The 19331-nt window shown below is 41.1% G+C and carries 12 protein-coding genes; 11 read left to right on the top strand and 1 reads right to left on the bottom strand.

The window, feature by feature from the left end; all coding sequences use genetic code 11:
• The first annotated feature begins 48 nt into the window (after nt 1-48).
• The 8 genes from guaB to BHF69_RS02225 all read left to right on the top strand — a co-directional run bounded on the left by guaB (nt 49) and on the right by BHF69_RS02225 (nt 13404).
• Nucleotides 49-1500, top strand: coding sequence for an IMP dehydrogenase (gene guaB / locus BHF69_RS02190; RefSeq protein ID WP_075669450.1), 1452 nt, complete (start codon nt 49-51; stop codon nt 1498-1500).
• Nucleotides 1501-1691: 191 nt separating this feature from the next.
• On the top strand, nt 1692-5537 hold the full coding sequence (locus BHF69_RS02195) for an efflux RND transporter permease subunit (protein ID WP_075669451.1): 3846 nt from the start codon (nt 1692-1694) through the stop codon (nt 5535-5537).
• Nucleotides 5538-5786: 249 nt separating this feature from the next.
• Complete coding sequence (locus BHF69_RS02200) at nt 5787-6518, top strand: pseudouridine synthase (RefSeq protein ID WP_075669452.1); 732 nt, start codon at nt 5787-5789, stop codon at nt 6516-6518.
• Nucleotides 6502-8454 carry an NAD-dependent DNA ligase LigA gene (ligA, locus tag BHF69_RS02205; protein ID WP_075669453.1) on the top strand — a complete coding sequence of 651 codons (1953 nt, stop codon included), beginning with the start codon at nt 6502-6504 and terminating at the stop codon, nt 8452-8454. The genes BHF69_RS02200 and ligA overlap by 17 nt, the downstream gene beginning before the upstream one ends.
• Before the next feature lie 15 nt (nt 8455-8469).
• Complete coding sequence (metA, locus tag BHF69_RS02210) at nt 8470-9387, top strand: homoserine O-acetyltransferase MetA (RefSeq protein ID WP_075669454.1); 918 nt, start codon at nt 8470-8472, stop codon at nt 9385-9387.
• 42 nt (nt 9388-9429) lie between these two features.
• Nucleotides 9430-10224, top strand: coding sequence for a Cof-type HAD-IIB family hydrolase (locus BHF69_RS02215; protein ID WP_075669455.1), 795 nt, complete (start codon nt 9430-9432; stop codon nt 10222-10224).
• A 145-nt stretch (nt 10225-10369) separates the two neighbouring features.
• The gene (gene feoB, locus BHF69_RS02220; protein WP_075669456.1) at nt 10370-12718 is read left to right on the top strand and encodes a ferrous iron transport protein B; all 2349 of its coding nucleotides are present in this window, start codon (nt 10370-10372) and stop codon (nt 12716-12718) included.
• A gap of 23 nt (nt 12719-12741) precedes the next feature.
• Complete coding sequence (locus tag BHF69_RS02225; protein ID WP_075669457.1) at nt 12742-13404, top strand: HAD family hydrolase; 663 nt, start codon at nt 12742-12744, stop codon at nt 13402-13404.
• A 93-nt stretch (nt 13405-13497) separates the two neighbouring features.
• Here BHF69_RS02225 and BHF69_RS02230 read toward each other — a convergent pair whose 3' ends face one another.
• Nucleotides 13498-14469, bottom strand: coding sequence for a sugar-binding transcriptional regulator (locus tag BHF69_RS02230; protein WP_075669458.1), 972 nt, complete (start codon nt 14467-14469; stop codon nt 13498-13500).
• Nucleotides 14470-14685: 216 nt separating this feature from the next.
• On the opposite strand from BHF69_RS02230, the gene glmM reads away from it, so the two are divergent.
• The 3 genes from glmM to priA are packed head-to-tail and all read left to right on the top strand — an operon-like array spanning nt 14686 to nt 19315.
• Nucleotides 14686-16035: a phosphoglucosamine mutase gene (glmM, locus tag BHF69_RS02235; RefSeq protein WP_075669459.1), complete on the top strand. Its 1350-nt coding sequence runs from the start codon at nt 14686-14688 to the stop codon at nt 16033-16035.
• Nucleotides 16036-16050: 15 nt separating this feature from the next.
• The gene (trpD, locus tag BHF69_RS02240) at nt 16051-17058 is read left to right on the top strand and encodes an anthranilate phosphoribosyltransferase (RefSeq protein ID WP_075669460.1); all 1008 of its coding nucleotides are present in this window, start codon (nt 16051-16053) and stop codon (nt 17056-17058) included.
• A 13-nt stretch (nt 17059-17071) separates the two neighbouring features.
• On the top strand, nt 17072-19315 hold the full coding sequence (gene priA, locus BHF69_RS02245) for a replication restart helicase PriA (protein WP_075669461.1): 2244 nt from the start codon (nt 17072-17074) through the stop codon (nt 19313-19315).
• Nucleotides 19316-19331: the final 16 nt, after the last annotated feature.

Below are 19331 nucleotides of genomic sequence, written 5' to 3' on the forward strand. Positions count from 1 at the left end.
AACAATACACATAAACAGTTGAAATTGATGAAAGTGAGGTAAACCCCAATGGGAAAAATTATTGGTGAAGGAATTACATTTGATGACGTATTATTAGTTCCAGCGTATTCTGAAATAATTCCTAATGACGTAAAGTTACAGACAAGATTGACAAGAAAAATTAAATTAAATGTACCATTAATGAGTGCCTGTATGGATACCGTAACAGAACATAGAATGGCAATTGCCATGGCAAGACAGGGTGGAATCGGAATTATCCATAAGAGTATGTCAATTGAACAGCAGGCAGAAGAAGTCGATAAAGTAAAACGTTCTGAGAATGGAGTTATTACAGATCCGTTCTCTTTATCACCAAATCATACCATTCAGGATGCCGATGATTTGATGGCAAAATTCAGAATTTCAGGTGTACCTATTACTGAAAATGGAAAATTAGTTGGTATTATTACAAACCGTGACTTAAAGTTTGAGACAGATTTTTCACAGCCAATTAAGAATTCTATGACATCTAAGAATCTGATCACTGCAAAGGAAGGGATTACTTTAGAGGATGCAAAAGCGATCTTAGCAAAAGCTCGTGTAGAAAAGCTTCCGATTGTAGATGATGATTTTAACTTAAAAGGATTGATTACAATTAAGGATATTGAAAAGCAGATTAAATATCCAAATGCTGCAAAGGATGCACAGGGAAGACTTCTTTGTGGTGCCGGCGTAGGTGCTACCCCGGATATTTTAAAACGTATTGATGCATTGGTTGCAGCAAATGTAGACGTTGTTGTTGTTGACTCTGCTCATGGACATTCTGCTAACATTATCCGTACCGTTAAGATGATCAAGGAAAAATATCCTGATCTTCAGGTTATTGCAGGGAATGTGGCAACTGCCGCTGCTACAGAAGCATTGATTCAGGCAGGTGTAGATGCTGTTAAGATTGGTATCGGACCTGGTTCTATCTGTACAACCCGTGTAGTTGCAGGTATTGGTGTACCTCAGATTTCAGCTGTTATGAACGCATATGAAGTTGCTAAAAAATATGATGTGCCAATTATTGCGGATGGAGGAATTAAATTCTCCGGTGACGTTACAAAGGCAATCGCTGCTGGTGCCAGCGTATGTATGCTGGGAAGTATGCTTGCAGGTTGTGATGAAAGCCCTGGAGATTTTGAATTATATCAGGGAAGAAAATATAAAGTATATCGTGGAATGGGATCTATCGCAGCTATGGAACATGGAAGTGGGGATCGTTACTTCCAGGCAAATGCGAAGAAGTTAGTTCCAGAAGGCGTAGAAGGCCGTGTAGCATACAAAGGAAGCGTAGAAGATACTATCTTCCAGCTGATCGGAGGACTTCGTTCTGGTATGGGATATTGCGGAACTGCTACCATTCCTGAACTTCAGGAAAGAGGAGAATTCGTTAAGATTTCTGCTGCATCCTTAAAGGAAAGCCACCCACATGATATTCAGATTACAAAAGAAGCTCCAAACTATAGTATTGGATAATCAATTTGAAGAATAATCGGAAAGCCTCATGATAAGTATTATCATGGGGCTTTTTATGTAATAAAAAACCGTCCAGGATGGATATGAGATGCTTGATTCTAAATTTGAAATATGATACATTATAAGTTAAAGCGAGTGGAAATGGTCAGTGTATAGAGACCAAAGGATATCAGGAGTACAAGGAGAAAGAAATGATAGAAAAATTTAGTGTTCGAAAACCATTTACTATCATAGTAGCGGTTATATTAGTGTTGATACTGGGAATTGTTTCTTTTACAAAGATGCAGACGGATCTTCTTCCAAATATGAATCTACCGTATGTGATGGTTATGACAACATACGGAGGTGCGGCACCGGAAGCTGTAGAAGAGACAGTCACAAAGACGGTAGAGCAGAGTCTGGCCAGTGTCAGTGGATTGAAAAATATGACTTCCCAGTCCAGTGAGAATCTATCCATTGTTGCGTTGGAATTTGAGGGTGATACCAATATGGATTCAGCAACCATTGATATCAGAGAGAACCTGGATATGATCTCAGACCAGTTTCCGGACGAAGTTGGTAATCCGACAATCATGAAGATCAGCATGGATATGATGCCAGTATTGGTTACGGCCATTGATTCAGATAAAATGGAAGCAGGGGAGCTCTCTCAATATGTAGAAAAGACATTAAAGCCATCATTGGAATCTGTAAATGGAGTGGCTTCCGTATCAACAGCAGGGTTATTGGATGAAAATATCAATGTTATTATTAATGAAGAAAAGATTTCAAAATTGAATAACAAAATTCAAAAAGCCATTAATGGTGAATTTGATGAAGCAGATGCTAAATTAGATGAAGCAGAAAGTAAAGTAGAGGAAGCAAAGAACAAACTGGATTCTCAGCGGACATCTGCCAATCAGCAGCTGGCAAAAGCCAAAAAGGCATTAAATGATGCCCAGTTAAGTGCGACGGAAAAGGAAATTCAAATTACTAGCTCAAAGCTGACGCTGCAATCTAAGATTGAGGAAGCAAAGGCACAGAAAAAGCAGCTGGAAGCTACAATTTCAAAATTAAAGAAGCAGCTGGAAAAGCTGGTAGACGCAGGAATGGGAGATTCTGATGAAGCAAAGGCTTTAAAGACGGAAATCGCCGGTTATCAGAGTACGGTAAAGACATTAAATAACACCATCAAAAGTTTGAATAAGCAGGTATCCAATCTAAGTAGTGCCTTAAAGCAGATCAAGAGTGGGCAAAAGACGATTACTTCCAAGATCCAGACCTTGGATCAGCAGTCTCTGGATACAACGGGCAAGCTAAACAGCGCAGAGATTTCTCTTTCATCTAGTAGCAGCAAGATAGAATCACAGAGGGAGCAGCTGGATCAGGCAAGAGAAGAAGCACTGGCAGCGGCTAATATGTCAAAAACAATAACGGTTGACACGGTAAAAAGTCTGCTGCAGGCACAGAATTTTGAAATGCCTGCCGGATATATTACAGAGGATAACGTACAGTATCTGGTTCGCGTGGGGGATAAAGTAACCAGCCAGAAAGAGTTGGAGGACATGGTCCTGCTGGATGTGGGAGTGGATGGAATCAATCCAATTCGTCTGCGTGATGTGGCAGATGTGGCAGTGGTTAACAATGCAGCTGATACATACTGTAAAGTAAATGAGAATGACGGGATTCTTCTGTCCATCCAGAAGCAATCTACCTATTCTGCTGCTCAGGTATCCGATTCGATTACAAAGAAATTGGATCAATTAAAGTCCGCGAAGAAAGGTCTGCATTATACGAATTTAATGGATCAGGGAATTTATATTGATATGATCGTGGATTCTGTACTGCATAATCTGATTTATGGTGCAATTCTGGCGATGATCATCTTATTCCTGTTTTTGAAAGATATCAGACCAACACTGGTGATTTCTTTCTCCATACCGATCAGTGTAATATTTGCACTGGTACTGATGTATTTTACCGGAATTACGTTGAATATTATATCTCTATCAGGACTGGCTCTTGGAGTCGGTATGCTGGTCGATAACTCTATCGTAGTAATTGAGAATATTTATCGACTGAGAAAAGATGGTATGGATGTAAAGGAAGCGGCAGTAGAAGGTGCCAGAGGTGTAGGAGGAGCCATTACAGCTTCTACCTTAACGACAATATCTGTATTTTTGCCAATTGTATTTACGACGGGGCTTACGAGAGAGCTGTTTACCGACATGGCATTGACCATTGGATTTTCACTGACGGCCAGCTTGATTGTTGCGGTTACTGTTGTACCGATGATGGCATCAGGGGTACTTAGCAAAGTATCATCAAAGGAAAATCGTCTGATCGACCGTGTAAAAGAAGTTTATATAAAGGGAATGGATAAGCTCTTAGGCAAGCGTGTGATCGTGCTTGTCGTAACAGCAGCGTTATTTGCAGGAAGTGTCTGGGGAATCTCCAAGAAAGGATTTTCTTTGTTCCCAGATATGGAAAGTACACAGATGAGTATGACTTTGACAATGCCGGAGGGTTCCAGTCAGGAAGAAATGGTGGATATGTCCAATGCTGTAATTTCCAAAGTACTGGAAATCAAAGATGTTGAGAAGATTGGAAGCATGCAGAATAGCGGTACAGGCATGATGTCTGCAGGAGGCAGTTCCACTGGAGAAAAATCTGTGACTATGTATGTAATGTTAAAAGAAGATAAGCAATTGACCAATAAGCAGATTCAAAAGAAGATTGAAGAGAAAACAAAAGATTTTGGCTGTGAGCTGGATATCAGTGGAAGCAATATGGATATGGGAGCAGTTGCTGGAACTGGCATTTCGGTTAGCGTGAAGGGAACGGACATGGATGAGCTAAGAGAAATCGCTGACCAGGTAGCAGAAGTAATTACGAAGACGAAAGGAAGCACAGAGGTTTCCAATGGACAGGAAGAGACCACGGATGAGGTTCATATTGTAGTAGATAAGAAAAAAGCGGTACAAAATGGTCTGACCGTTGCTCAGGTTTATCAGGCAATTTCTGCTGAACTGGCAGAAGGAACTACAGCAACTACAGTGACTCAGGGAGAAGATACTTACGATGTGATCGTGGAGAAGAATTCTTCTTATGCTGCATCGAGAGAGAAATTGAAGAAGATGAAGATTTCTGCAACCTTTGCAGGAGAAGAAAAAGAAGTACCATTGACATCGATTGCTTCCGTTCAGGCTTCTGATAGTCTCTCCAGTATTTCCAGAGAAAATCAGACACGATATATTAACGTAACGGCAGGGGTAAAGGATGGATATAATCCTACCTTATTAAGTGATAAGATTGAAAAGAAACTGGATAAGATAGATCTTCCAAAAGGTTATAGTCTGGAGATGGGGGGAGAAGCAGAATCCGTATACGAGATGATGAAACAGCTGGCGCTAATGTTGGTGCTTGCCATTGCATTTATGTATTTGATCATGGTTGCACAGTTCCAGTCTCTACTGTCACCATTTATTATCCTATTTACCATACCATTGGCATTTACAGGAGGATTAATCGGTCTGTTGATAGCAGGTATGGACTTAAGTGTGATTGCAATGATTGGTTTTGTAATGCTTTCTGGTATTATTGTAAACAATGGGATTGTTTTGGTGGATACGATCAATCAGTTGAGGGAAGCAGGATATGAAAAGGATGATGCCATTGTTACAGCAGGTGCCATGCGTATTCGTCCGATTTTTATGACAGCATTGACAACGATTCTTGGATTATCCACAATGGCAGTCGGCGTAGGCATGGGTTCCGAGATGTCACAGCCTATGGCAGTTGTAACTATTGGCGGATTGATTTACGGTACGTTGCTGACCTTGCTTGTGATTCCATGTATTTATAGCCTGATGATGAGGGAAAAAGATTCTGATGGACGTCACAGAAGAGAAGGAGAAATAAAATCCAGGTGGAATATAAAAGAACGTTTCGATTTTGGAGGCTGGAAAGAACGATTGAATAATTTAAAATCCAAGAAACATCAATCAGAGACGGAAGATTCATCAAATGCAAAAACATCGTCTGAACCAGAAGAGTAAGAAAGGAACACTTTGTCTGTATGTGAATAAATGTGCAGATAAAACACCGGCACATATTTTCTTATAGAAGATGAAAAAGAAGCATGTTATAATAAGCATATCGGTAGGATAGATAGTTGACTACGATAAGTGGTAGAAGGATGAGCAGGAAGAGTGTTGTGTTTGATCGGTCACAGCACTCTTTTTGTGTGATTGCATTTCTGGTTGTGATTCGCTATAATGATATTAAATTTAATCTGGGGGATGCATATGAAGAAAAAATTTACCTTTGAGACAATTCGATTAAATAAATATATGAGTGATGCAGGCATTTGTTCTAGAAGGCAGGCGGATATTTTTATTCAAGATGGTCTGGTTACGGTAGATGGTAAGGTTGCTGTACCAGGAATGAAGGTGACGAAGAATCAGGATGTGCGGTTTCAGGGCAAGCCAGTAGAGTTGATCGAAGAACTGGAACTGATCGCATTCAATAAGCCGCGGGGAATTGTTTGTACAGCACAGAAGCGGGAAAAGGATAATATCATTGATTTTATCAACTACCATACGAAGATTTATCCTATCGGAAGATTGGATAAGGATTCAGAGGGCCTGATTCTTTTAACCAATGATGGAGAGATTTCCAACCGCATCCAGAAGGCCAGATATTATCATGAAAAGGAATATATTGTGACTGTCGATAAGCCGGTTACGATTGAATTTTTATACGGTATGCGGAATGGCGTGCCGATTTTGAATACGGTTACGCGAAAATGTAGAGTGAGGAAGCTGAGTAAAAATCAATTTTCGATTATATTGACGCAGGGATTGAATCGCCAGATCAGGCGAATGTGTGAATATTTCGGATATCGTGTACTGAATTTAAAACGTGTACGTATTATGGATATTGAATTGGGCAAATTAAAGACAGGTACGTATCGAAAATTAACGAAGAATGAGATTAATAAATTGAAAAAGGAGCTTTTCAATGAGCCAGATAACTAGAATGAAAGAGTTGATTCGTCAGCTAAACGAAGCTGGCAAAGCTTATTATCAGGAAAATAGAGAGATTATGAGCAACTACGAGTATGATCAGAAGTATGATGAATTGGTGGCCCTCGAAAAGGAGACCAATACGGTATTTGCCAATAGTCCTACGATTCATGTTGGGTATGAATTACTGACAGAACTGGAGAAAGAACCTCATGAATCACCAATGCTCTCTCTGGATAAGACAAAGGATGTGAGAGCACTTGCTGACTGGCTGGATGATCAGGATGGAATTCTGTCCTGGAAGCTGGATGGACTGACGATTGTCTTGACCTATGAAGGTGGAAGCTTAGTAAAAGCAGTTACCAGAGGAAATGGACAGGTGGGTGAGGTCATAACGAACAATGCGAGGACATTTCAAAATCTGCCAGCCCATATTGATTTTGATGGAAAACTGGTGTTGAGAGGAGAAGCGATTATTCGATATTCGGATTTTGAGGCTATGAATGCCAGCATTCAGGAAGTGGATGCAAAGTATAAGAATCCAAGAAACCTTTGCAGTGGTTCTGTGAGACAGTTGAATAATGAAGTGACGGCCAGAAGAAAGGTGCAGTTTTATGCATTTCATTTGGTAAGTGCAGAGGGAGTTGTGCTTCCCAATTCTGTCGAAGAACGTTTTGTGTGGCTTTCCAGCCTTGGTTTTCAAGTGGTGGAGTATGAACGAGTAACCCGTGATACCATTGCTCAGGCGGTAGAGCACTTTTCACAAAAGATTGGAAAGATGGATGAGCCATCTGATGGATTGGTTCTGATCTATGATGATATTGCCTATGGGGAAAGTCTTGGGAGAACAGCCAAGTTTCCGCGGAATTCCATTGCGTTTAAATGGGCAGATGAGACAGCTGTGACAAAGCTTTCTTATATTGAATGGAGTCCATCCAGAACTGGATTGATCAATCCGGTAGCGGTATTTGAACCAGTAGAATTGGAAGGATCAACGGTAAGTCGTGCCAGTCTTCATAATTTGAGCATCGTAGAGGGGCTGGAATTGGGAGAAGGCGATGAGATCACGGTCTATAAAGCGAATATGATCATTCCCCAGGTGGCCGAAAATCATACCAGAAGTAATACCATTGTTCCAGTTGCCTATTGTCCGGCCTGCGGTGGAGAGACTGTGGTAAAGGAAGAGAATGGGGTAAAATCACTGTATTGCTCCAATGAATTTTGCAGTGCTAAGAAGCTAAAGCTTTTTGGACATTTTGTATCCAGAGATGCTATGAATATTGATGGAATGTCAGAAGCGACGTTAAATAAGATGATCGAACAGGAACTTTTGACAGAGCTTCCGGATTTATATCGACTAAAAGAAGAAAAGGAAGCTATCGTTGCGATGGAAGGATTTGGAGAAAAATCCTACGACAATCTGGTAAAATCCATTGAAAAGTCTAGAAATGTATTGCTTCCAAATTTTATTTATGCATTGGGAATTTTAAATGTTGGATTGTCTAATGCAAAGCTGATCTGCCGGCATTTCCACTCTGATTGGGAATCCATTAAGAATGCAGATGTAGAAGAACTGATAACGATCGATGGAATTGGACAGGTGATTGCAGAATCCATTGTCCATTATTTTGCCAATGAGCATAACCAGAAGATTTTGTCTAAGTTGGAAGAAATCATTACATTTGAAAAAATGGAAGAAAGCAGTAAAGAAGCAATTTTTGATGGGGTAACATTTGTGATTACCGGAGCCGTTCACCACTTTAAAAATCGAAAGGAAGTAAAAGCCAAAGTGGAAGAGTTGGGAGGAAAGGTAACCGGATCCGTTACTTCAAAGACAGATTATTTGATCAATAATGATAAAAACAGCAGTTCCTCAAAGAACAAAAAAGCAAAAGAATTAGGAATTCCAATCATCACGGAGGAACAGTTTATAGATATGATTGGTTAGGAAGGTGGTCTTAGTATGCCGATTAGAATCGATAAGGAGTTACCGGCAAAAAAAATTTTAGAAAAGGAAAATGTATTTGTCATGGATATGGAGAGGGCAATCTCACAGGATATTCGTCCATTAGAGATTGTAATCTTAAATCTGATGCCTACGAAGCAAGATACAGAACTGCATCTGCTCCGAAGCCTGTCTAATACACCATTGCAGATTGACATTACATTTTTACAGACGGAAACATATCGCCCACGACATGCTTCCGAATCTCATATGGAGAAGTTTTATATGTTCTTTTCTCAGATCAAGCATAGAAAATTTGATGGAATGATCATTACGGGAGCACCGCTGGAGCAGATTGAATTTGAAGAGGTGAAGTATTGGGAGGAATTAAAAGAGATTATGGAATGGTCCAAGACTAATGTTACTTCAACACTTCATATTTGCTGGGGAGCGCAGGCTGGACTGTATTATCATTATGGGATTAAGAAGATTTTTCTGGATAAGAAGCTGTCTGGTGTGTACAAGCATTACCCAATACATAAAAAGACACCGTTGGTAAGGGGATTTGATGATATTTTCTATGTACCACATTCTCGCTATACAGCCAGTGATATGGATGCTATCAGGAATTGTAAAGAACTGACAATTGTAGGAGAGTCTGTAGAGGCAGGACCATATCTGATTATGAATGAAACGGGAAGTCAGATTTTCGTAACCGGACATCCGGAATATGATGTTCTGACACTGGATTATGAATATCGACGGGATGTGGCGAAGGGATTAGAAATTGATGTTCCACAGAATTATTATGTGGATGATGATCCGGCTAAGGGACCGATCAAATCCTGGAGATGCCATGCCAACATGATGTATACTAATTGGCTGAATTATTATGTATACCAGGCTACGCCATACGATCTGGGTAATCGAAAATAGACCGGATGGATTTTTAAATATATAGTATAAGAGGATGGAAAGATGATTAAATTAGTAATTACTGACGTAGATGACACCATTGTAGAAGAAGGCAGCAGGAATTTAAATCCAGAATATTATGACATTATACAAAAATTCAGAGAAAAAGGAGTCATTTTCGCGGTTGCCAGCGGGCGTCAGAAGCCTAGCATTAAGAAGACTTTTTTTCAGGTAAAAGATGATATTATTTATTTGGCAGATAATGGAACGGATATAGCAGCGGGTGAATTTGTGGCTTCTATGAAATTTGAAGATGAAGATTACCATCAGCTGATCAGGGATGCCAAAGCACTGGGAGAGGATTATGAGATTATGGCCTGCAGACCGGATTGCGCCTTTATTGGAAAGGATTCGCCTAAGTTTTATGAACGCATGACAAAAAGTTATGGTTATTGTGCCAAACAGGTGGAGGATGTGGAAGCATTGACGGATATCTGTAAGGTTTCTGTATATAATCGTAAGGGAATCTCTTCGGTAATAGAAGAGAAGATGCAAAAACTTTGGTCAGATGAGATGGATGTGTGTATGGCAGGAGACTTATATCTTGATTTTATGCCGAAGGATGCCAATAAGGGAAAAGGACTGTCTATTCTTCAGGAGCATTATGGAATTACTCCAGAGGAAACAGTTGCTTTTGGAAATGCGGACAATGACATTCCTATGTTAAAACGGGCAAAATACAGCTATGCAGTGGCAAATGCCAGTGAAAGATTAAAAGAAATTGCCAGGGAAACCATAGGTTCTATGACAGAAGATGCAGTATTGAAAAAAATGAAAGTAATATTAGAAAATTTATAGAAGGAGCAATGCTCCTTCTTTTTATATAGTTGAAAAAATATAAAAATCTTATTGACAAAGTAGGAAATACACACTATACTTTAATGAGAATAATTATCAATAAATAATAGTTATCAATTAGCTCTTTTGAAAGGGGATACAAAAGATGACATTAAAGGATTTAAAAATAGGAAAAACTGCAACCATTCTTTCTGTAGGTGGAGAAGGAGCACTTCGCCAGCATTTTCTTGATATGGGAGTGATTCCTGGTGCGGAAATTACAATGGTAAAATATGCACCCATGGGTGATCCCATTGAATTTGAGATTCACGGATATGAATTAACCTTAAGGCTGGCAGATGCTCAGAAGATTGAGATCAGTAATATGCATGAAAAAACGGAGAAAAAGCAAAGTACTAAAAGTAGAAAAGAAGCAAGGCATCCAGGACTGGGCGAGGGAGGAAAATTTCATATTAAGGAAGAGGAGCATCCTCTGCCAGTGGAGGAAAAGCTGACCTTTGCGCTGGCAGGCAATCAAAACTGTGGAAAAACTACGTTGTTTAATCAGTTGACCGGATCTAATCAGCATGTGGGAAATTTTCCGGGTGTGACGGTAGACCGAAAGGATGGTGTTATTAAGGGACAGCCGAATACACTAGTAACAGACCTTCCTGGTATTTATTCCATGTCACCGTATACCAGTGAGGAAATCGTAACGAGAGAATTTGTTTTAAACGAAAAGCCAAAGGGAATTATCAATATTGTAGATGCTACAAATATTGAACGAAATTTATATCTGACTATGCAGCTGATGGAGCTGGATACCCCTATGGTATTGGCATTGAATATGATGGATGAAGTCTGGGAGAATGGAGGTTCCATTTTGGTCAATGAGATGGAAGAGCTTATGGGAATTCCGGTTATTCCAATATCTGCGGCAAAGAATCAGGGAATACAGGAGCTGATTGACCATGCGGTTCATATTGCCAGATATCAGGAGGCACCAAAGCGAAAAGACTTTTGTGATTCTGATGAAAATGGAGGAGCGGTTCATCGATGTCTGCATGGAATTATGCATTTGATCGAGGACCATGCAAAAAAGGCAGGAATTCCGGTTCGATTTGCTGCCAACAAGCTGGTAGAAGGGGATCCATTGATTTTAAAAGCTCTTTCGCTGAGCCAGAATGAGGAAGAGATGATCGAGCATATCATTTTGCAGATGGAAGAAGAACGTGGCTTGGATCGGGCAGCGGCCATTGCGGATATGAGATTTTCTTTTATTCAAAGAGTGTGTGATGCAACCGTGGTAAAACCAAAGGAAAGTAAGGAACATGTAAGAAGCAGAAAGATGGATGCCATCTTAACGGGCAAATACACAGCAATTCCAGCCTTTGTTGGAATTATGGGACTGGTATTTTTTCTGACATTTAATGTAATTGGTGCTAAACTGTCTGAATGGCTGGAGGCTGGTATTGGGATGTTGACGGCTGTGGTAGATCAGGCGCTTTTGGCAGCGAATGTGAATGAGGTACTTCATTCATTGATTATTGATGGAATTTTCAATGGGGTAGGAAGTGTCTTAAGCTTCTTGCCGGTCATTGTAACGTTATTTTTCTTCCTGTCCATGCTGGAAGATAGTGGTTATATGGCAAGAGTTGCTTTTGTTATGGATAAACTGCTTCGAAAGATTGGGTTATCTGGAAGAAGTATTGTTCCTATGTTGATCGGATTCGGATGTACCGTTCCTGGCGTTATGGCCAGTCGAACGTTGCCATCTGAACGAGATCGAAAGATGACTATTTTACTGACTCCATTTATGAGCTGTTCTGCGAAGCTTCCAATCTATGCATTTTTTACAGCAGCATTTTTCCCTGGACATGGAGCATTGGTCATGGTGGGATTATATATGTTTGGTATTTTGATGGGGATTATTACTGCGTTGGTGTTTAATGGAACAGTGTTCAAAGGTGAGCCGGTGCCATTTGTAATGGAATTACCAAATTATCGTATGCCAGGAGCAAGAAATGTGACACAGCTTTTATGGGAAAAGGCAAAGGACTTTTTGCAGAGAGCATTTACGGTAATCTTTATTGCTACGATGGTTATCTGGTTTTTGCAGACTTTTGATATACATATGAATGTGGTCGTAGATTCTCATGACAGCTTATTGGCAGCAGTGGCAGGTGTGATCGCACCGATCTTTCGGCCGCTTGGATTTGGAGACTGGAGAATTTCTACAGCATTGATTACAGGATTTATGGCAAAGGAAAGTGTTGTTTCTACCTTATCCGTATTGTTTGGCTCTACAAAGAGTCTTGTAGGAGTGATTACACCAGTGGCAGCAGTGGCTTTGCTGATTTTTTGTCTGCTCTATACACCATGTGTGGCAGCAGTATCATCTGTGAAACGGGAACTGGGAGGTAAATGGGCGCTACTGGTCGCATTGGGACAGTGTGCCATTGCATGGGTAGCAGCATTTGTTGTTCATATCGTTGCGGGACTGTTTCTTCTATAAATAGAAAGTGAGGATAAGGCAAAATGTTAAAGGCTGTTATTTTTGATATGGATGGAGTGATTTCCGATTCAGAACGACTGTATGTGGATGTGAAAAACGAAGCATTGGCGTCTTTGGGGATATATGATGTACCGTACGAATACCACATGCAATTTATAGGAACAACTCATGAATATCAATGGAAGGTGATGAGCAGGGATTTTCATGCAGAGCATATTTCGACGGAGGAGTATCTGGAGGTGTTATATGCTACGAAGAACAGGATTTTCCGGGAAGCTGGGATTGCACCGATTCGAGGCGTTCTGGAGTTTATCGATCATGTCAAAAAAGCCGGGTATCCCATTGCGGTAGCTTCATCATCTACAATTGAAGAGATTAGGGAAATGTTGGATTCCTTTGGGATTACACAGTGGTTTGATGCGCTGGTCAGTGGCTGGGAGGTAGCACATGGAAAGCCGGCGCCGGATATTTTTTTCGAAGCAGCACGAAGAATGAAGATGAGACCAGAAAACTGTATGGTAATTGAGGATTCACCAAACGGAGCGATAGGAGCTAAGAAAGCGGGAATGTTCTGTCTCGGATTTTCCAATATGGATTTTCCAATGAGTGATATGAAAGAAGCGGATGCTGTATTTAAACAGTATGAAGATATTAGTGTAGAATATTGTAAAGAGCTTATGGAATAAAAGCCTCCGGCAAATGGCAGGCGTGTGAAAATGATAATGTCAGCAAAGCGGGCACACACGCCGCCACAAGGAGGCCGAATAGCATTCTTATAATTATTCGTTTAATAATTCCTGAGCAGTTAAGTGATCAGTGATCAGCACGTTGATCAAACCGGATTGTAAGGCCACTTTGATGGCCTCTATTTTTTTGGTACCATAGGCAATACCGACTCTGGTTGGAATTTTTCGAAGATCCTCCAGAGAAAGACCAATGATCTTTTGATCAAAGTCGCTGTGAATGGTCTGTCCGTTTTGGTCAAAGACACGGCCCAGAATTTCTCCTACGCCACCTTCTTTTTTTAGTTCACGAAGCATTTGCGCTTTTTCTTCATCCAGACACCCAATGGCAGAATCTTCATTGGGAAGTCCAATGCCGATTAGAGCAACCTGACATTGGGTTGCTTTTTTTAAGGTAATGGAAATTTCTGGTTCCTGGATCAAAAGGTTGTAAAGCTCTGGGTTCTTTACATACATAGGAGCTGGAAGACTGTAATTGATTCCGCGGATCAATTCGGCCAGTTTAGAGGATAACAGACTTGAGTAAGTAAGCCTCAGATAATCATTGTCCGTGGAGGAAGGGGAATTGGTCCCCAGAAACGGAACTACCTGGACTCCCTTGATCTTTAATGTCTTTCCCAGATTTTCTTCGTCAAAAGCGTCGATCAGACGCTTCATAGTCCGGCCCCAGGTCAGGCCAACTACCATATTATTTTTTAATACCCGTGCCAGATAACGGGCAGCCGTTTTAGATACTTCGTATTTTGATTCAGAAGGATTATTTACGAGGGCGACGCCGGCTTCCTTAATGTTATATTTCTTTTCAATCTGTTTTTCAATCTCCACAGAGGATTCGGTGGGAAAATCAAACACAATTTTAATATATCCGGCCTGTTTGGCAGAGGTCAGTGCGCGGGAAACGGTTGTCCTGGATATATTCAGCTTGGATGCGATCATATCCTGGGATAATTCATCGCGGTAATACATATCAGCTACTTTCATCAGAAAGCGTTCATCTCTTCGTTTCATGGCGGCTCCTTTCTTAAATAAATGAAGATGGAATGCACAAATGTGCAATTAAGAACATATTTTCTAATCTTATGATAAAATGAATTTTTTATGAAGTCAAGGATATTAATTGAAGAAAAAAATGAATGGTGATATAATCTTTACGTTGATATGTGTAGATTTCATCGGAATTGTTTCCGGTGATGAATAGATAGAATGAAATGGAGATTAGAAGATATGGGAAAATATTTTGGAACAGACGGTTTTCGTGGAGAAGCTAATGTAAATTTAACAGTAGACCATGCTTATCAGGTGGGCCGTTTTTTAGGATGGTATTTTGGAAGAGAGGATCACAGAGCACAGGTTGTGATCGGTAAGGATACCAGAAGAAGCAGTTATATGTTTGAATATTCTCTAGTTGCTGGACTGACTGCATCAGGAGCAGATGTTTATCTTCTGCATGTAACCACAACACCAAGTGTTTCTTATGTGGTAAGAACAGAGGGATTTGATTGTGGAATTATGATTTCGGCCAGCCATAATCCTTATTATGATAATGGAATTAAGATCATTAATGCAAAAGGTCATAAGATGGAAGCAGAAGTAGAAGAAAAGATTGAAGCTTATATTGACGGAGAATACGGAGAAATTCCGCTTGCAAAGAGAGAAAATATCGGAGCAACTACTGATTATTCTATGGGACGGAATTTATACATAGGATATTTGATTTCTCTTGCTACTCGTTCCTTTAAGAATATGAGAGTTGGACTTGACTGTGCCAACGGAAGTGCATATGCGATTGCAAAGAATGTGTTTAATGCTTTAGGAGCCCATACTTATGTAATCAATAACACTCCAGATGGAACGAACATCAATACAAATTGTGGTTCTACTCATATTGAAGTGCTACAGCAGTTTGTGAAGGACCATAAGCTGGATGTTGGATTTGCTTATGATGGTGATGCAGATCGATGCATTGCAGTAGACGATAAGGGTAATGTGGTAGATGGTGACTTGATCTTATATGCCTGCGGTACCTATATGAAAGATCAGGGCGCATTGAATAATAATACGATCGTCACTACGGTTATGTCCAATTTAGGACTTTATAAAGCTCTGGATGTGGCAGGTATTTCCTATGAAAAGACAGCTGTTGGTGACAAATATGTCAATGAAAATATGACAGAGCATGGACACAGCCTTGGAGGAGAGCAGTCTGGACACATTATCTTCAGCAAACATGCAACCACTGGAGATGGGGTTTTAACTTCATTAAAGATCATGGAAGCTATGCTGGAGCAGAAGATGCCGCTTAGCAAGCTTGTTGAGCCGGTAACGATCTATCCTCAGTTATTAAAGAATGTAAAAGTAAAGGACAAAAAGGCTGCACAGGAAGACAAAGACGTGATCGCAGCAGTGAAAGCAGTCGAAGAAGCACTTGGAGAGAATGGAAGAATTCTGGTAAGACAGAGTGGTACCGAGCCACTGATTCGTGTCATGGTAGAAGCAGAGACGGACGATATTTGCCTGAAATATGTAGATCAGGTAGTAAAGGTACTGGTTACAAATGGACATGTTGCCGAATAGCCGGAGGTTATGGATATGGAACATCTATTATCACAATTAGAGAAAGGGCCAATGTCACAGGAAATGGCAGAAGTCATGATGGAAGAGATTCTTACCGGCAGACATTCGGCGAAAGAGCTGGAAGAATGGCTGGATGCTATGAATCCGATAGAGCGGATTCCTTCTTCCGAGGAACTGGTTGGATTTGTAAAAGCGATTCGAAAGCACATGGCACTGGTTTCTGTAGACAGCGGTAATTATATGGATATTACTGGAACGGGAGGAGATGGAAAAGGAAGCTTTAACATTTCTACAGCGGCTGCATTTCTGACAGCAGCCTCTGGTATGCCAGTGGCAAAAACCGTGAATCGTGCGATATCCAGTCAATGTGGATCGGCAGATGTTTTGGAAACACTGGGCGTGAATATTATGGCGGATGGAGAGAAGGCAGCAAAAGCCATTACAGATGTGGGAATTGGATTTTTCTTTGGAGATAATTATTATCCACAGGTTCCTGAACTTTCAGATGCAATGAAAGGCAATCATCAGACTATTATTCATTTGATTCGACCACTGCTTAACATTACCAATGCAGAGAAGATGCTTCTTGGGGTGTTTCATCCAGAGCTGATTGAACCTGTCATTTATGCGATGAGGGAGCTTGGTTTTTCTCAGGCACTGGTTGTCAGTGCGGCAGATGGAATGGATGAATTTTCTATTCAGACGAAAAATTATGTAGGAGAGCTGATGCATGGGCAGATAGAGCTCTATACAGTAGATCCTGCGGATTATGGATTTGAAGCCAGTGAGCTGCAGGATATGATTCGGGGAGATGATCCTGGATTAAATGCACAGGTGATGAGGGCGATGTTTTTCGGAGGAAAAGGGTTCCGAAGAGATTTTGCCGTTCTCAATGCGGGTGCAGCTCTGTACATCGGTGGAGCCGCCGGATCCATTGAGATGGGAATTACGATGGCCAACGAAGCCATTGATTCTGGTAGAGCAGATTTGGTATTAAATTTGCTGGCGGATTTTACAAATTAACAGGAGTGAAGCAATGTCAAAGTTATATGCAGACATTATTATCAATATTTCACATGAGGCACTTGATAAGGTATTTCAATATGAGGTGCCTCTTCCTTTATGTGGGGAGATTTTTGTAGGGACCAGAGTAGTTGTTCCATTTGGACGGTGGAATAAAGAGCAAAGTGGTTATGTGGTGGGATTGTCTGAGACACCGGATTATGAAGAAGAGAAAATCAAACAGATTATAAGGATTTCTACGGAAGGAACGTCTCTGGAGGCAAAGTTGGTGCAGCTGGCATACTGGATTCGGGAAAACTATGGCTCCACCATGATCCAGGCGCTTAGAACTGTGCTTCCAGCAGCACAGAAGGTGGAGCGCAAGCAGGAGAAGATCGTAAGATTGTTGCTTTCAAAAGAAGAAACAGAGAGGGTACTGGAAACAGCAAGAAAAAAGAATCGAAAGGCACAAGTACGTCTTTTGGAAGAGATGAAAGAACAGACGGTTCTCTCTTGGGAGATGGTTGCGAAGAAGTTAAAGATCTCCAAATCCACTCTGGATCGTCTGAAGGAACAGGGAATTCTTGAGATACAAAAAAGAAATTTATATCGCAATCCCATTTCGTTTTCTATCTCAAAGGAAATACCCAAAAAACTGAATATGGAACAGCAGCGGCTAATAGATATGTTTGCCCATGACTTTTTAAATAAAAACTATAAAACTTATTTGTTGCATGGGGTAACGGGAAGTGGAAAGACCGAGGTCTATATGGCAGCCATTGAGACTGTGCTGGCACAGGGAAAACAGGCCATTGTCCTGATTCCGGAAATTGCACTTACGTATCAGACAGTTAAGCGGTTTTATCAGCGGTTTGGAAATCGGGTATCCATTATGAATTCTCGATTGTCTAAGGGAGAGCGGTATGACCAGATGCTTCGGGCCAGAGATGGCGAGGTCGACATTATGATCGGTCCCCGCTCGGCATTGTTTACCCCGTTTCAGAATCTTGGTCTGATCGTGATCGATGAGGAACATGAAAACAGCTATAAAAGCGAGAGTATTCCTAAGTATCATGCTAGAGAGACGGCCATTGCCCGGGCCGGAATGGAGGGGGCTTCTGTCATATTAGGATCGGCAACTCCAAGCATCGAATCCTATCAGAAAGCCGTCACTGGAGAGTTTGTCTTATGGGAGCTTACGAAGAGGGCAAATCCTGGAAGCAGGATGGCAAATGTCTATATTGAGGATCTGCGGGAGGAGCTAAAATCAGGAAATCGTAGTCTGTTTAGCCGCAGGCTGAAGGCCATGATGGAAGATCGTCTGGAAAAAGGACAGCAGATTATGTTATTCCTAAACCGAAGGGGGTATGCAGGATTTGTATCCTGCAGAAGCTGCGGACATGTCATGAAATGTCCGCATTGTGACGTATCGCTGACAGCTCATCGGGGAGGGCGCCTGGTCTGTCATTATTGCGGATATCAGGTTCCAATGCCAAAGGTGTGTCCAGAATGTCAGAGCCCTTACATCGGTACATTTGGAACAGGGACACAGAAGGTGGAGGTTATGGTTAATAAGGAATTTCCACAGGCAAAAGTACTTCGAATGGACATGGATACCACAAGAAAGAAGAACAGCTATGAAGAAATCTTATCAGCCTTTTCCAATGGAGAAGCGGATATTTTAATCGGAACCCAGATGATCGTAAAGGGACATGACTTTTCGAATACTACATTAGTTGGAATACTTGCGGCGGATATGTCTTTGTATGCTAATGACTTTCGTGCCAGCGAGCGAACCTTTCAGCTCTTGACTCAGGCAGCGGGAAGGGCAGGACGAGGGGCGTTGGCGGGAGACGTGGTGATTCAGACTTATCATCCGGAGCATTACAGCATTGTGACAGCTGCAGCACAGGATTATCATCAGTTCTATGAACAGGAAATAGCATATCGCGAATTTTTGCAGTATCCTCCAGTTTATCAGATGATGGTGGTGTTTATTGGCTGTGATCAGTTAGATATCGGGCAGGCAGCGGCAAATATGCTGGGAAAAGAGCTTCGAAGGCAGACGGCAGATTTAGACGGATATTGGGTTATCGGACCCAGTCAGGCTACCATTACAAAGGTGAAGGACGTATATCGCCATGTTATTTATGTCAAACATAAGGACTACGAGGCGCTGACCAGAATGAAAGATCTACTGGAACATTATATGGAGGATAAGGGAATTTTCGAAAAAGCGGTGGTCGCCTTTGACTTTAACCCTATGATTGGTTACTGATTTGTGGTATGATAGA

This window comes from Anaerostipes sp. 992a, from assembly GCF_001940245.1.
Taxonomy (GTDB): Bacteria; Bacillota; Clostridia; order Lachnospirales; family Lachnospiraceae; genus Fimousia.

Excerpts from the sequence above, each read along its gene's own strand:
- guaB (WP_075669450.1), top strand. The coding sequence starts at position 49 with ATGGGAAAAATTATTGGTGAAGGAATTACATTTGATGACGTATTATTA.
- BHF69_RS02195 (WP_075669451.1), top strand. The coding sequence starts at position 1,692 with ATGATAGAAAAATTTAGTGTTCGAAAACCATTTACTATCATAGTAGCG.
- BHF69_RS02200 (WP_075669452.1), top strand. The coding sequence starts at position 5,787 with ATGAAGAAAAAATTTACCTTTGAGACAATTCGATTAAATAAATATATG.
- ligA (WP_075669453.1), top strand. The coding sequence starts at position 6,502 with ATGAGCCAGATAACTAGAATGAAAGAGTTGATTCGTCAGCTAAACGAA.
- metA (WP_075669454.1), top strand. The coding sequence starts at position 8,470 with ATGCCGATTAGAATCGATAAGGAGTTACCGGCAAAAAAAATTTTAGAA.
- BHF69_RS02215 (WP_075669455.1), top strand. The coding sequence starts at position 9,430 with ATGATTAAATTAGTAATTACTGACGTAGATGACACCATTGTAGAAGAA.
- feoB (WP_075669456.1), top strand. The coding sequence starts at position 10,370 with ATGACATTAAAGGATTTAAAAATAGGAAAAACTGCAACCATTCTTTCT.
- BHF69_RS02225 (WP_075669457.1), top strand. The coding sequence starts at position 12,742 with ATGTTAAAGGCTGTTATTTTTGATATGGATGGAGTGATTTCCGATTCA.
- BHF69_RS02230 (WP_075669458.1), bottom strand. The coding sequence starts at position 14,469 with ATGAAACGAAGAGATGAACGCTTTCTGATGAAAGTAGCTGATATGTAT.
- glmM (WP_075669459.1), top strand. The coding sequence starts at position 14,686 with ATGGGAAAATATTTTGGAACAGACGGTTTTCGTGGAGAAGCTAATGTA.
- trpD (WP_075669460.1), top strand. The coding sequence starts at position 16,051 with ATGGAACATCTATTATCACAATTAGAGAAAGGGCCAATGTCACAGGAA.
- priA (WP_075669461.1), top strand. The coding sequence starts at position 17,072 with ATGTCAAAGTTATATGCAGACATTATTATCAATATTTCACATGAGGCA.